Source organism: Psychrobacter piscatorii (genome assembly GCF_904846415.1).
Lineage (GTDB): Bacteria > Pseudomonadota > Gammaproteobacteria > Pseudomonadales > Moraxellaceae > Psychrobacter > Psychrobacter piscatorii.
The window spans coordinates 1-16,060 of sequence record NZ_CAJHAR010000044.1; the positions used below are offsets into that span (position 1 = coordinate 1).

Genomic DNA, 16,060 nt, shown 5'->3' on the forward strand with positions numbered 1-16,060 from the left:
TAATTAAGCTATTCAAAATCGTGGCTCAGCGCTACCGTAATCGTCGTCAGCGTTATGATTTAAGAATGAAACTGTTCGCAGGTTTGGTCAATTTCGAGCTTAAGCTATGACTTTTGCAAGAGGTCTAATATCTGCTTTATTAAGTATGAATATAATATTTTTACGACTGTCAGCTTTCAAAACCTTAGCTATTTGTGATAAAAATAATTTATCATCATTAATGCCGATTTGAGTAGCGTTTAATACATACACAATCATACCGTAACGACCATCGGTTACTAAATTAAGAGTTAAGGCTTCGTGAGTATTATCTTGGCTATTATTAGGGCCTGGTGAGTCGTATAAAACAATATTCTTATTAGAGTTTTTTATAGAAGGGATGTTGCCTGTTATGCTAATGTAATTAATTTTTTCATCCGCGTTCCATGTTTTCAATATATTGCTATCGATATTTTTTTCATAACTTACAAATTTCAATATGGCTTTTTCATTTAGGTTTATAGTTTTAAAATTATATGCAGAACCAATAAAGTGAGGCTGTTGATCCTTATTATGTATTCTAGTTATAGTTGCTGTTGTTGCTTCATTGGCACAATGAAGGAGTTCCTGTCCTAACATCGAGTTGATTAGTGTGGATTTACCAGAACTCATAGTTGCTACAACAATAAGTTCAAAAAAACTTACTATTGACTTGCTTCTTTTATTTTTTGTCATCGTTTAAAATCCCATTAAATACTTGCTTATAGTAGCTTCTAAATCTTTCTTTATAGCACTCGGACTAATCACCCGAATATGTGGTATCCAGTACTGCACGATAGGGATGACTTCTCTTGGATGGATATTTTTGCATACCAGTAGCAAATCGCCATTATCAAGTCGGCGTATCGACTCTTGATTGGGTAGTAGATCACGGCGCTCAAAGTAGCCAGCAACTTTGGCATCAACTTGCACGATAATTTCACTGATCTGATTACCGAAGAATAGGCTATCTGTAGCCATAATTTCTGTCTTGACGTCTTCACAGCATTCAAAGGTCTCAGTATTCACTTGTAAATTACTAATTTGAGTAAAGCAAAAAGTCCGTGTTTGTCCATGACAGCGACCGACTACGTACCAAATGCCGTTTTTATTTAGCAGACTATAAGGTTCTAATAGGTAGTGTTTACTATTATTATTAGCGGCATGGTCAATTACCTTACGGTAATCAAATTCAATATATTGGAAACTATTTATGGCTTGGTTGATGGTTCTAAAGTCTTCTGTACGCTCGCTTATATTTTCATAAGCGAAGCCCTTAACGAAAACGCTTTGGTTAAGTTTTTCTTGGAAAAACTGACGATCCATTTTCGGTAGTAAGTCTTGTACGCTAGCAAAGCTAGCAAAGCGCTGAATATCTTCTATATCTAGATATCCAATATTACTAGGGTGCAAGCGATAAAACTGTGGACCTTCTTCATAGAGCTCTAATAAGGTCAAACGATCCTGAAAATCTCTCTTTAAAGTGCGGATAGAGACCTTATAGGTGTCTGCTAATTCAAAAATATTCAAGCGCTCACCGGCATTGAGTCTAACGATAATGTCAGACAGTCGATAGGCAAGTCTCTCATGTTTTCCTAATTTCATAATCACTCAACTTGCAAGATAACTCTGCTTTCAGTTGCATTAAGTCACTAAAAAATAACAAAAATGTAATTATGCACTATAATTGGTACTTATCAATTTCTTTTGAAATTTTTTTTACTGTATCTACAGCAAGTGTTTGATAATGTTGTTAATATATTTTCAGAATAAAAAAGCATCTGCCAAAAAATAGGCATGGTTTAAGAAATCTAGTAGTTCAATATAGTTAATCATATGGCTTTATCGCTACAATCCATATGATTTGTTCTTTAGTTATATTGTACTAAAGACCAGTTTAGTCAAAGGAAGTGACAGGTTGTGTCATAGAATCCAAGATTTTTTTGGCTATCAAATAAATTTGGAAAAACCAGTTCATACGTTTTTTATTAGATAAAAAGGAGAGGGTTTAATTGCGATCAAACTTATGTCAGTATTTATTAATCAAATAGATAAAAATATCAATTTTAGTTTATTATTATTCATAATGGATATATTACACGCCATTTGTACAAGGACAGATGATGAATTTTGTGGCTATCGATGTAGAAACTGCCAACTCAGACGTTGGCTCTATTTGTCAAATAGGTATGACGAAGTATATAAAAGGTAAGCTGATAGATACCTACTGTAGCTTTATAAGACCACAGTCTAGCTTTAGTCGAATGAACATAGATATTCATGGTATTGATAACAACCAAGTGAAAGATGCACCTTCCATATTTGATATCTATGGCAATATTATTCAATTTATCGGCAATAATGTTGTGGTCAGTTATACCGATTTTGATCAAAGAGCAATAACGAAGTGCTTATTAGATCATGATTTGCCACTACCGTCTTGGCAATGGGTAGATGCATCTGTCATGGTACGCGATACCTGCCAGCGGTTTAGTACATCAGGATATAATCTTGCTAATGTATGTAGAGAATGGCGGTACGCGTTTGATCATCATGATGCACTAGAAGACGCCAAAGCGTGTGGGTTTGTGACGACAACCATTCTTAGAGAAAATAATGCTTCAATCACGAAATGGTTAAATGTTCATCCATCTCATCCGAGAAATAGCAATAGTCAGACGCCGCGCTTCACTCAAAACCGATCTATAGAAGGTAATGAGCAAGGGCGGTTTTTTGGATTAAACATTTGCTTTACAGGCGAGCTGTCTATAAAACGCGCAGAAATTGCTGATATTGCGGCAAGGCAAGGTTTTCATGTTAAAGCCGGTGTATCTAAAAACCTCAATTATTTAGTTGTAGGTACACCAGATTTAACATTACTAAATGGACATGATAAAAGCAGTAAACAACGTAAGTCAGAGACACTGATTGCAGAAGGTGTCGACATCAATATTCTTACAGAACATGATTTTCTTAAAATGCTCAAACTCTAATCTTGCTGTACAGCTTTTTTAGCTAATTCTCTTGGAATGGGTTTTATAGATAATGAAAAACTTTATCGAAAATGTATTGGCGCTATTTAGAGAGAAATATGACGATAAAAAAGATGAGGCGAAAACTCATTTTATAGATTTGCCGCCTGATATAAAGCCGTCTGAAACTATTGTAGAGACCGGAGTTGATTCAGACGTTGCAAATCACAATAACTTTACTAATCCTAGCACCCAAAATCGTTATGCGAAGCAAAGCCGGACGAACAGGTATCGTAATGAGCATTTAGATGATGTGGGGGAGCTGGCAACCTTTGTTATCTCATCAAACAAGCAAAAGCATAATACTACTTCATCGAACCGCAGACTTGGACGCTGGGTATCAAGGTATGAATCTCTAAACATACAGGGACGTATCATTGATAACGGCTTTTTTTATTTTGGTGGTAAGCTTGAAACTTTGATTGGGTACGGCACTGAGCCATCGTTAGTAAATGATAGCTTATCGGTCGGTTCGCCAAAAGCTATTTATAACACCTCGCATATCTATAGTGATGAGTCGCTTGGCTATTGGCCAAGTTATGCAGCTCTATCACCCTTATGCCGCGGGGTTTATTTAGATTGGTTGGCCTCAGATCGGGCGAATCCCAATACACCAATTGGATATGTTTTTATTTACTTTGGTGGGTTTGAACGCAGAGTGATTGAAGGCATTAGTGACGATAGCGTGTCTGATGAAGAGTTCGTCAATATTTATAATGAGGTGCTACGGCTACATAATATTTATGGCAAACAGTCCTCATTCAGTAACTACTCAGCGAATTTTTTAGAGTTTATGACGCTAGTACGCTCGCCACTATTTGAAGAAAAAGTACAAACAGCACAGCTTTTACCGCCGCCTGCCAGTAGTCAAAACCTAACCTTTAAAATGCAGTTAGCAAAAAGGGTAACCTTAGAGTTACCTATTCCTGCCACATTAGCATGGGAATGGCTCATTTTTTCTAATGAATACAACTTCAAAACACCTGCAAGGCGATGTGAATCAGAATTTAAAGATCTGTTTAAGATTCTATACCAAAAAGCTTATCCCAATGGATTTATTGTCCCTCCTAATAAAACCAAATTAAAAATTAGCTACCATGCTGCGAGCCAATCAATTGTGAGTGTTGACCTTACCCTTGATGATTTGCAAGACCCAAGCGCCTTAAGATCACCTATCAAAAAACTGATCGCTATTGCCGAACAATGTAACGAGGCTTTGGATGCTTACAGTCGCTATCTAGGAAGAGAAGGTAACTCTGCAACAGACATAGACGCTATTATGTTACTGCCAAAAGCGCTGATTCAGCAGCAAGCGTACCGAGAAAAGTATCCAGTCATACAAAACTTTAAGGCATGGGCAGAATCTGTTACTCAGAATGATGAAGGGATGACGACAGTTAAAGAGCTATGGAGATATTTGGATGAGCCGCCATCTCAGTCGTCACATGCTATGCCTAAATCATTTGCTAAAAAACATGGTGAGATGATTACCAATTTAGCTGAGTTGGCTGGATTCGGTGTTGTACCAGATCAGCGTTATCATCAGACCAGTCTTAAATCGGATGGATATGTGGTTTTATTTGAGGGTGGTCATAGTCAAGACTTTGAGCCGAGTGCGTCATTTTACCAAATCAGTTTGGCGCTTAGATTGGGTGCTATGGTGGCAACCATTAATGGTTATGTCGATAAAAGAGAAGTGGATACGCTACTGACGATTATTGAGCAAGACCCTCAGCTTACTGCTATCGAAAAGGCATCGCTAAAGGCTTATCTGTTATGGCGCTTAAATAGTCCCTCTAATATGGCGGGTCTAAAAGCAAAGCTAGCAATACTTGATGAAAAGCACATTAGCTTTATCAGTCGTTTTATCATCTCAGTTGCCTTAGCTAATGGGAATGTAGAGCCAAGTCAAATCAAACAAATTGAAAAGTTGTACCAGGCTCTAGGTCTTGATAAAAACTCAGTGGTCAGTGATATTCATCATTTAACCAGTGCTAAAAAGATCACGTCAACGTTTAGTGATGCGACACAGCAAAAGACGACCAATGACAATAGTATTGGAGCTAATGTCGAAGTCTCAGATAGTAATAGTAAACTGTTTATTTTTAATACAGAAGTATTAGCTGCGTATGAAAGCGAGACAGGCGACGCTAAAGCAATGCTGGCAAGTATATTTGCAGCAGATGATGACGATATGGAAATGGATAATGAATTACTATCAGATGAGCAAATAAATAATGACACTGAAGCTGATAGGGCTAAAGAATCTGTTGCTAAAGGTTTAGATACTATTCATAGTAAGCTGTATCAGCAGCTTATTAGTAAAGAGGTATGGCAACGAGAAGAAGCTGAAGTGTTATGTGAATCCTTGAATTTAATGATAAATGGAGCTATCGAGACTATCAATGATTGGTCGTATGATAATGTTGATGCACCAGTATTGGAAGCTGAGGATGAGATAGTGATTGACTATGAGATTGTTGAAGAGTTAAAAGTATTGGACTAAATATAAGAATCAGTAAGGATGCATAATGAGTGGTAAAAAAATTAGAGCAAAAGAGCGCGATGCTATTATTCAGTCATTGAAGGCGGGAGTCACGCCCAAGGTAGGGATTCAGCATATCCAAGTGGGGCGTATGAATGAGCTCAAAGCGCTCATAAGCGATATTGAGCGTGTCGCTGATGGCGGTTCGGCGTTTCGTCTTATTATTGGTGAGTATGGTTCAGGCAAGACCTTTTTTTTAAGTGTGGTAAGGGCGATTGCGCTTGAGCGTAAACTGGTCACTGTTAATGCTGATTTGTCACCTGACAGGCGTATCCAAGCATCGTCAGGACAAGCAAGAAACTTATATTCTGAGCTTATGCGTAATTTGTCTACTCGTAATAAACCAGATGGTAATGGTTTGGCCAGTGTAGTAGAGCGCTTCATTACAGAAGCACGCAAACAAGCAGATAGTACTGATGAGGCTATTAGTGAGGTTATCCAGCACAAACTGGCTGAATTAACAGAATTGGTTGGTGGCTATGATTTTGCCAAGGTCATTGAAGCTTATTGGCAAGGTCATGAAGAAGGTAATGATGAGCTGAAGTTCAATGCGATTCGATGGTTACGTGCAGAGTACTCAACAAAGACCGATGCTAGACGTGATTTAGGCGTACGTACTATCATATCTGACGCCTCTTTTTATGATGCGCTTAAAATAATGAGTTTATTCGTACGGCAGGCAGGCTATCAAGGATTGTTAGTCAATCTTGATGAGATGGTCAACTTGTATAAGCTTAATAGCACACAAGCACGCCAAGCCAATTATGAGCAGATTCTACGTATTCTAAATGACTGCTTACAAGGTACCGCTGAGCATCTAGGTTTTTTATTGGGCGGTACGCCAGAGTTTTTACTCGATCCGCGCAAAGGGTTGTATAGCTATGACGCCTTGCAAACGCGATTAGCAGATAATAGCTTTGCCAAGCGGGCAGGTGTCATTGACTATTCCTCACCTGCATTGCATTTGGCGAGTCTCACACCAGAAGAGTTATATATCTTACTTAAAAACCTGCGTCATGTTTATGCAGGTGGTGATGAAGCTGAATATCTGGTACCTGATGAATCCTTACAAGCTTTTTTACAGCATTGTAGTCAAACAATCGGTGATGCTTATTTTAGAACGCCTCGTAATACCATTAAAGCGTTTTTGGATATGTTAGCTGTCATTGACCAAAACCCAGACATTTCATGGGATCAACTGATTGAATCAGTAACTATCGACCCTGAAATGCCATCCGATATGGACATTGATATGAGTGGTATGGATGAAGAAGACGAGCTTACTGATTTCAGGCTATAGGTCACTAATAATATTAATAAAAAATATGAGAAACTACCTTTGAGAGACGCTCATCTCCAGCTCGACTTCCGTATACAGCGTTGGATATTTAACCAAGGTTGGAGTGGATTGCGCGAAGTGCAGGCTAAGGCTATCGCGCCAATTTTGTCTGGAAAAACCGACGTACTGATTAGTGCAGCGACTGCTGCTGGTAAAACAGAAGCGTTCTTTTTGCCAGCGTGTAGCGCCCTTGTCAAGTCATATGATGGCCAAAATGTAGACGAGTATGAAAAAGATAGTCAAGGTAACGGAGTAGGCATTCTATATATAAGTCCATTAAAAGCGCTCATTAACGATCAATATCGAAGGCTTGAGAGTTTAGCAGACCTGCTCGATATGCAAGTGACGCCATGGCATGGCGATAGTCCACAGAGTAAAAAGAATAAACAAAAGAAGTCGCCATCCGGAATTATTTTGATTACGCCTGAGTCGCTTGAATCTTTATTGGTTCGGGATGCAGGTTGGGTCAAACAAGCTTTTAGTAATCTAAAATATATTGTAATTGATGAGTTTCATGCGTTCTTGGGTAGCGAGCGTGGTCAGCATTTACTATCACTTCTGACGCGGCTTGAGCATGTCACTGAACGTTTAAATTCACCTATCCCAAGAGTAGCGTTGAGTGCAACGTTGGGAGAACTTAAAAGCGTACCGCAGTCACTAAGACCTAATCAGTCATTGCCTTGCGTCATCATTGAAGAGGATGAAGCAACAGCTAGCATTAAGGTGCAAATAAAGGGTTATATAGAGCCCAGTCAATTAGCGCTTAGATCAAATAATGAAAACGTTAATTTTGAAAGTTTTGGCTCTAAATATTCTCTTTCTAAAGATACTGACTTTGAAAATATGGGTATTCAGCATCCCTATACTGCCGAAGTACAAGTCTGTACTGACTTATACCGTTTATGTCGTGGCGGTAGCCATCTGGTATTTGCTAATAGCCGTAATCGTACAGAAATGATTGCTACAGAGCTGAGTGAGCTATGTGAGCGTAACATCGTGCCCAATGAGTTTTTCCCTCATCATGGTTCACTCTCAAAAGAGCTTAGGGAAACCTTAGAAGCACGACTACAAAAAGAAGCGCTGCCAACCACCGCTATATGTACCATGACCTTAGAGCTAGGAATTGATATTGGTAAGGTTGATACGGTGGTACAAGTGACAGCGCCGCATTCTGTAGCCAGTCTTAGGCAACGGCTCGGACGCTCAGGTAGGCGTGGTGGTTCAGCCGTATTTAGAATGCTCATTACCGAAAAAGAGATCAGTAAAGATACCAGTCTCATTGATGATCTACGTCTTGAGTTAATACAGTCACTCGCGATGATAAGACTGTTGATTGTCGATAGGTGGTTTGAGCCGGCGGACACTTCTTTATATCACTTTTCAACGCTATTACATCAAGTACTAGCGACTATCGGTCAATGGGGCGGTATTCGTGCTGACCAGCTTTATATGCTGTTATGCAAACAAGGACCTTTTCAAAAAATACAACCGACTCACTTTAAATCGCTGCTTAGCCAGATGGGAAGTGCTCAACTGCTTACCCAACTCGGTAATAATCAATTGGTGCTAGGTATTGTCGGTGAGCGTATTGTTGGGCATTACACTTTTTATGCAGTATTCAAAACCCCAGAAGAATATCGTATTGTTGCGGGTAATAGGACGCTTGGAACGCTACCAATTGAGACTATGCTACTACCTGAGCAGTACATCATTTTTGGCGGTAGACGCTGGCAAGTTAAAGATGTTGATATAGACAAAAAAGTAGTGGATGTTATCTCTGTCAAAGGCGGTGGTAAGCCTCCAGCTTTTGGTGACAGTAGCATGTCCATACATGACCGAGTACGCCGAGAAATGTATGAGATATTGAACAACGGTGATTATCGTATTGCAGTTGGCGAGCAATATCTAGATTTTGCTGATACGACGGCCAGACACTTATTTTTAGAAAGTATGGATACTTTTAACAGGTACGATTTAAGCAATCGACCGGTCATAGATAAAGATGGTCATAGCTACATATTCATGTGGCGTGGCGATAAGATTGTGAACACTTTGAAAATGCTGCTTATACGAGATGACTTTTTCGTTGAAGCTTATGCAGGTGTCATCCGTATTCATAAAGTAGATTCGACTCAGGTTTCTCGATTTTTAAAAAGACTTTCTAATCAGACTTTGCCCACCGCCACTGAGCTTGCAGAAACTGTACCTAATAAGATGATCGAGAAATTCGATGAATACTTACCCGATGATTTGCTCAATATTGGTTACGGCGCCCAAATGTTTGATATCGTTGGATTGAAAGAGTGGTTGGAACATTTTAAAAATAACCTCAGTATTTTATGAAATATTAGATAGAAGATATAAAGAACGTCAGAATACTGAATACATGCTAATAAGAATATTTTAAAGGTTTCATTTATTTATTCGACTTTGCTGAAATATAATTCACGCGAATATTGAAGATATTTAGCTATTAATAAAGGAGAGTGATATGAGTACAGGACGGAAACATGACTGGTGTGACATACGTGACCTAGCAAGCATTAACGGTCTGACATTGCGGCGTGACAAGAAAGTCGGTGATACACCTCATACCTTTGAGTTAGTTGTTGCTCGTACACCCGTAGGTACTGATTACATTATAAATGGGATGTACGTAGAGGATGTCGAGAATGGCATGCCCCTTAGTAATGGTAAGACAATTACCGAGATCATTTTGGCTAATGCTGTACGGTCTAAGAAGTAACGACAATGGATATCTCGTTAATAGAAGTTTATTTTTATTTTTGGTCTCTTACTGTAATTTTTATCTAGGAATTGGTTTTCTCCATAGGAAGTTAAAGTACTTATCGCACCCGTTTTCCAAAAAGTAAGTACCAGAATAAGATAGATCTATATAGCCAGTATGTTTGGTAAAGTTAACTTTGCTTTTTTTAACAGTAGTAATAGCATTGAGTTTAGGCTGTATAGAGAAGAATTTGGGACTTCATACTATTTATTAAGGTAGTGTTTAAGTTTTGCAGCTTACTATAATTAGCAACTAGTCAAATCATGACTATAAACAAAATCCAACGAAAAGTAGGGTAAGCGATGTACAAGCAAGGAAAGATGTATTACTCGCCATCAGACCTAACCAAATATATGGAAAGTCCTTTTGCTTCATGGATGGATAGGCTTACTCAAGAACATCCAGAACTAGCACCAGAAAAAGATCCTAGTGATGATTTTATGGTGATGTTGCAGCAAAAAGGCTATGCCCATGAAGATAAACTGGAGACGCAGTTTATAGCGGAAGGTAAGAACCTAATCAAGATTGAGGGTAATAACAACAGCGAGAAATACAACAGAACTTTAGAAGCAATGAAGAATGGTATCGAAGTCATCGTTCAAGCAAGGCTAGAATTTGGTCAGTTTGCAGGGTTTGCTGATTTTTTAGTTAAGGTAGTTCATGAGTCAGAGCAATCCCCAAGCAAACTCGGTAATTGGCATTATGAGGTATGGGATACAAAGCTTGCGAGTAGAGTCAAGCCGACATTTATCATTCAATTATGTTGCTATGCTCAAATGCTTGATTCTATCCAAGGCTGCTTGCCGCAGAGTATTACCGTTGCTCTTGGCAACGGAGAGATAGAGGTATTAAGGACTCACGATTTTTACTACTATTACTTAAATTTAAAAGACAAGTTTCTAAACGAGCATGCCAAATTCCACTTAGATCGCTGCCCAGACCCTGCCGACTCTAAAAGCTGGGGTAACTGGAGCAATCATGCCGAACAGATTTTGCTTGATAAAGACCATTTATTCCAAGTAGCAAGTATTACTAAAGGACAAATCATAAAGCTTAATAAGGCAGGTATGCATACTATGCTGCAGCTTGCAGGCTCGCCTGTATTATCTGTGAGTGGTATTCATTCTACAGTATTTGCTAAGCTAAAAGCTCAAGCTGCTATACAAATAAAAAGCAAATTAAAAAGCCAAAAACTAGAAGGATCGATTGACAGCGACAGACCAGAGTTCGAAATACTGCTGCCTTCTAAAAATGAGAAGAAAGGACTTTCATCACTACCTCCTCACTCTCCCATGGATGTATTTTTTGATATTGAAGGCTTTCCGCTTGATGAAGGGGGGTTAGAATACTTGTGGGGCAATACCTATCTTGATGAGCAGGGCAACCGCCAGTTCAAAGATTTTTGGGCTCACAACCGTAAACAAGAAAAACAATGCTTTCAGGACTTTATACGTTGGGTTTATGGTAGATGGCAACAAGATCCAAGTATGCACATTTACCACTATGCCAGTTATGAGATTACAGCCTGTCGTAAGCTAATGGGTCGCTATGGTGTTTGTGAATATGAAGTTGATCAGCTGCTAAGAAATGAAGTGTTTATCGATTTATACAAGATAGTACAAAATGGTTTACGATTGGGTGCTCCTCGTTACTCGATTAAAAACGTCGAACGCCTATATCGAGATAGGCGTGATACTGATGTGGGTAATGGGGGCGATTCAATCGTCGTTTATGATCATTGGCGGGAGCTAAATCAACTCGGAGTGGAAGGCAGTACCTGGCAGACCTCAAAAATTCTTAATGATATTCGAGACTACAATATTGAAGATTGTGACTCTACTCAAGAGTTAGCGGTATGGCTAAGAGAACAGCAAGCAATTCATAAAATTGACTATCTTGGTAAAGCGGAAGTCATTGAACCAGAAATATCGGAACAAGTAACCGAAGTGACAGCACTGCGTGATCGTTTATTAACCCAAGCTGAAACAGAGTTACTAGATAATCCTAAACAAGCACAACTCACTGAGAATCTAGCATGGATGTTAGAGTTTCACCGCCGAGAGTCTAAACCGTTATTTTGGCGATTGTTTGATCGCCTTGGCTCAGATGAGATTGAACTCTTTAATGACTTAGACTGTCTTGCTATGTGTGAGCGTACAGACAGAGAACCATTCAAATCTCCACCAAAAGCTAGAAACCTAAGCTATGAATACAGATTTAACCCAGAACAAGAGTTTAAAGGGACTTCGAGTGATTTCTATGTGCTTGGGGTAGCAACAAGTGAAGGTAAAAATTTAAAAGTAGGATTGGTCGCAGAGGAGAGTGATTTAGAAAATGGGCTAATTGTACTCAAAGCCAAAGATGAACCACCAACTATGGTATCGCTCATTCCCTATGAATATATTAGTACTGATGTTATTTCTGGTGCGTTGTTTAGAACGGTGACCGAGTATGAACAAGGGCTATTTAAACAGAAGAAATTTGCCATTATAGATTTTTTAATGGGTATAAAGCCAAGGATTTCAAATCATATAGGTGGTGATATCGTCAGCAGTGAGGAACCAGATGCTCGCTTAGAGCAAATCATCGTAGCGATTAGTAATCTCGATAGTAGTTACCTACCGATACAAGGGCCTCCGGGCTCAGGTAAGACCTACACAGGGAAACATACAATCGCTCATTTGCTTAAGTCAGGGGCAAAAATTGGTATCTCAAGTAATAGCCATAAAGCGATCAACAATCTATTACTTAGCGTTGCTGAACACTGCAAACAGTACAATATAAAAGCATCATTTTTCTGTACCAAAGAAACTGATGGTGAGCTTGCTGATTATGATGTGACTATCTCAAACAATAGTCGTTTAGCCAGTCAGATTCAGCAAGCATGTGTTATCGGAGCGACCGCATGGGGGTTTGCTCGTGAGGAAATGGCACAGCAGCTCGATTATCTTTTTGTTGATGAAGCAGGTCAAGTATCAACAGCCAACTTAGTTGCTATGAGTCGTAGCGCTAGAAATCTGGTATTGATGGGTGATCAGATGCAACTAGGTCAACCTTCACAAGGTACGCATCCTGCTGAAAGCGGGCTATCTATACTGGACTACTTGTTACATGATACGGCAACCATATCTGCAGATATGGGCGTGTTCTTAGACATGACCTATCGTATGCATAGTAAGGTAAACACAGTTATTAGTCAGCTAATCTATGAAAGCAAACTAAGATCTCACCTTGATAATGATAAGCGTATTTTAAAAGTATTAGAACCCACAGCCAGTCATAGTATGGCCCCTCAAACATTAGATACGCACATAAACACCGAGGCAGGCATTATTTTTGTTCCTGTAGAACATGAGGGTAATACACAAGCTTCTGATGAGGAAGTATCAGTGATAGAGCGATTGGCTAAATCGCTACTGGGTCGTATGCTTCACACTGGTTCGACTAAAGATAATGGAGAGGCAGTTGTTCGACCAATCACATGGGACGATATGTTGTTTGTCGCCCCATACAACCATCAAGTTAGTAAGCTAAAAAACGTCTTGGGTAAACAAGCAAAAGTTGGAAGCGTAGATAAATTTCAAGGTCAAGAATCCCCGATTGTATTTTTGAGTATGTGTGCTAGTGATGCCAATGAGTCGCCTAGAGGAATCGACTTCTTATTTGATAAAAATCGTATTAACGTGGCCATTTCTAGAGCACAAACATTGGCTATCGTAGTAGCAAATCCTAATCTTGGTAATACCTCTGTTAACAGTGTCGAGCAGCTAAGAAAAGTAAATTTGTTTAATGCAGTTATGTATATTAGTAGCGGTACGAACGGTATATATACATAACAAGTTATGTGTCTACATTAATAATTTTTATTAACGAAGTAAAATATAACTGCTTAAGTAAAGTTAGGCATGTTTTGATGTCTAAAAAATTTGATAATAGATAAAGTAGACTACTTATGACTTTTAAAAATATTAGTAATAGCCTCAAGTAGGCTGAACAGCAAACCCTAAATTTTCTCTTGCGTCATAGCGAAACTATAGTAAACATTTATAAGATGTAAAAAAGGGCACAACGTCATCGTTGTGTCCTTTTTTGTGCTTATAGCTTTTTAGATTCTGTTTAAAGCTTCTATATTAAACAACATATATTGATTATTAAAATAAAGTCGAATACTATTGTCTATTAAATTTAATAATGTCTATCGACTGTATTCCATAGATATATAGGTTATAAATAGCGTTTGTACCTTGAAAACGAGACTGAAATGAAAAAATTTAACAGTAAAGCGATAATAGTATTGGGTCTATACGCAGCGTTTGGCTCAGGTAGTGCAACCGCTGGCTTACAAGCCTTTGAATTGGAGAATACAGAGCAACCTCAGTGTGGTTACAAAGATGATAGAGGAAAAGTCATCGTACCTGCAAAATATTATAGCTGTGGTGGCTTCTCTGAAGGTATGGCTCGTGTCGCGGTCATGAAAATGGGTATGGTCAAAGGCTATGATGGCGGTGAGGACTATGAAGACTATTTATACTGGCAAGGCTATATTAATGAAGCTGGCAAATTAGTCATACCTATTGAGCATGAAGCACCAGTTTCTAACGGTATATTCATTGATTACCGTGATTTCCACGAAGGAGTGGTAGCGGTATATAAAGATGGTCAGTATGGCTATCTCAATAAGACAGGTAAATTAACTGTACCGTACGCGTATCAGAGTGCTGGTGATTTTAATGAAGGCATAGCAGTGGCGAGTAAAAACAAGAAATACGGAGTAATCGATAAAACAGGCAAAACAATAGTACCGTTTAAGTTTAACTGGCTAGATGATTATTCAGAAGGACTGGCTAAATATAAGATTTTCACACTAAATGATGAAGATGGGAAGATAGGCTTTGTAGATATCTCTGGTAAGCCGGTGATAGCTGCCAAATGGGACGAAGCGATGGAGTTTTCAGAAGGGCTATCTGCTGTCAAGGTTGGAGATTACAATAATGGTAAATGGGGTGTCATAGATAAGATAGGTAAGGTCATCGTCCCACCAAAATATGACATGGCTTATATTGAGCCAATGGGAGATGCTGAGGACGTTGATGGTGGACGGTATGAGAATGGGAAGCTGGATGTCTATAACCTGAACACCAAAGACAGTAATGCTGATTATAATGGTTATGACAGTATTACGCGCTATACGCTAGACCGCCAAGGCAAAGTGATCTCCCAAAAAACCTATAAGGATTGGGAAGAGATAGATCAAGAACGCTATCCGCAAAACTATCAGTAATTTTATAAAAACTTGTAGAATCATTTAATTTAAATCAATAGGAAGGCACCTATGTTAAAAAAAACGAGCCTGATACTCGCAGCGTTTCTGGTTATCTTAGGTATATCATCTACATCCAATGCGGCACCTAAAACGAAATACGGCGTGACAGTGGTTGAATGTGATTTTGACTATGAGGATGAGAAATTTTGTACAGACAGTCGTTTGAAAAGCTATGCAACTGTTATAAAAGAGCGTAAGCCTAACTTCAATGGTAATCAGATTATCTATATCTTTGAAACCAATGTCACAGGGTACGTCAACAAAAAACCTTATCGTTTGGTTGTGATTGACCCCGCTAAGAAGACAGTAGTGCCTTTTATTTATTCACTATCAGATGCAAGTGACTATAGTGGAAACGCTCTAGTAGTGAATAATAAAGGCGATACTATGCATTACGATTTTAATATTAAATCCAACCGCTTTTGTTTCTCAGGCAATATCGATGCTTATAGAATGTCCGACAAATATGTAGATGAACCTTTTTGCTTTAAATACGATAAAGCCAAAAAAGATATGATGAGAGAGTACTGAGGCTTAGTTTCATAATATTGTGCAAGAGAGGTGATGAACGAAATGCTCATCGCCTTTTTATTTATAGAAAGTAACTCTGTATTACTTCAACGCTATTTAACTAATCTTATATTCCAACCTAGAAAATAAATTGATAGGTTGTAGGCTATACTAACCTATATGATAAACATATAGGCTTACCAACATGAATCATTCTCTAAGTGCCTGTTCTCAACAAATTGCAAATTCTATAGCACAGGCCTGTGCAATTACCTTCCAAGGTAATGCCAGTAATAATTTGCAGCAAGATGCTTTTTTCTTTTTAGACAATTGGTATCAAGAGAACTTAGGCATGATGGCAGTGACACCAGTTGTATCACCATTTTGCCTAGCAGTGTCTGATGGCGTGGCAAGCTCTAATCACTCGCAGCACTGTTCAAAAGCGGTGGTAAAAGCAATCAGACGGTTGTGGGTTAATCAGAAGAGTATTACTTCAGAAGATATT

At 38.7% G+C, this 16,060-nt stretch carries 10 protein-coding genes and 1 pseudogene; 9 read left to right on the plus strand and 2 right to left on the minus strand.

The annotated features are described in order from the left end of the window. Window positions 1-99 precede the first annotated feature (99 nt). Together JMX83_RS13735 and JMX83_RS13740 are read right to left on the minus strand one after the other, a co-directional pair. The gene (locus tag JMX83_RS13735) at window positions 100-714 is read right to left on the minus strand and encodes a dynamin family protein (protein WP_201602870.1); all 615 of its coding nucleotides are present in this window, start codon (window positions 712-714) and stop codon (window positions 100-102) included. 3 nt (window positions 715-717) lie between these two features. After that, the gene (locus JMX83_RS13740) at window positions 718-1,623 is read right to left on the minus strand and encodes a helix-turn-helix transcriptional regulator (RefSeq protein WP_201602873.1); all 906 of its coding nucleotides are present in this window, start codon (window positions 1,621-1,623) and stop codon (window positions 718-720) included. A 515-nt stretch (window positions 1,624-2,138) separates the two neighbouring features. Here JMX83_RS13740 and JMX83_RS13745 point away from each other — a divergent pair. From JMX83_RS13745 to JMX83_RS13785, 9 genes and pseudogenes are all read left to right on the plus strand, one after another. After that, window positions 2,139-3,011, plus strand: a complete 873-nt coding sequence (locus JMX83_RS13745; RefSeq protein ID WP_201602876.1) for an exonuclease domain-containing protein — start codon at window positions 2,139-2,141, stop codon at window positions 3,009-3,011. A 52-nt stretch (window positions 3,012-3,063) separates the two neighbouring features. Next, complete coding sequence (locus JMX83_RS13750) at window positions 3,064-5,556, plus strand: tellurite resistance TerB family protein (RefSeq protein ID WP_201602879.1); 2,493 nt, start codon at window positions 3,064-3,066, stop codon at window positions 5,554-5,556. 25 nt (window positions 5,557-5,581) lie between these two features. After that, a complete protein-coding gene (locus tag JMX83_RS13755; protein ID WP_201602882.1) occupies window positions 5,582-6,895 on the plus strand; it encodes an ATP-binding protein in 1,314 nt (437 codons plus the stop codon). Between the two features lie 39 nt (window positions 6,896-6,934). Continuing rightward, window positions 6,935-9,277, plus strand: a complete 2,343-nt coding sequence (locus JMX83_RS13760) for a DEAD/DEAH box helicase (RefSeq protein ID WP_201602885.1) — start codon at window positions 6,935-6,937, stop codon at window positions 9,275-9,277. A 148-nt stretch (window positions 9,278-9,425) separates the two neighbouring features. Further along, the gene (locus tag JMX83_RS13765) at window positions 9,426-9,680 is read left to right on the plus strand and encodes a hypothetical protein (RefSeq protein WP_201602888.1); all 255 of its coding nucleotides are present in this window, start codon (window positions 9,426-9,428) and stop codon (window positions 9,678-9,680) included. A gap of 344 nt (window positions 9,681-10,024) precedes the next feature. Then, window positions 10,025-13,558: a TM0106 family RecB-like putative nuclease gene (locus JMX83_RS13770; RefSeq protein WP_201602891.1), complete on the plus strand. Its 3,534-nt coding sequence runs from the start codon at window positions 10,025-10,027 to the stop codon at window positions 13,556-13,558. Window positions 13,559-13,983: 425 nt separating this feature from the next. Continuing rightward, a complete protein-coding gene (locus tag JMX83_RS13775) occupies window positions 13,984-15,003 on the plus strand; it encodes a WG repeat-containing protein (RefSeq protein WP_201602894.1) in 1,020 nt (339 codons plus the stop codon). Between the two features lie 51 nt (window positions 15,004-15,054). Further along, window positions 15,055-15,576 carry a hypothetical protein gene (locus tag JMX83_RS13780; RefSeq protein ID WP_201602897.1) on the plus strand — a complete coding sequence of 174 codons (522 nt, stop codon included), beginning with the start codon at window positions 15,055-15,057 and terminating at the stop codon, window positions 15,574-15,576. A gap of 184 nt (window positions 15,577-15,760) precedes the next feature. Continuing rightward, window positions 15,761-16,060: pseudogene (locus JMX83_RS13785) on the plus strand (PP2C family protein-serine/threonine phosphatase); the annotation flags it as partial.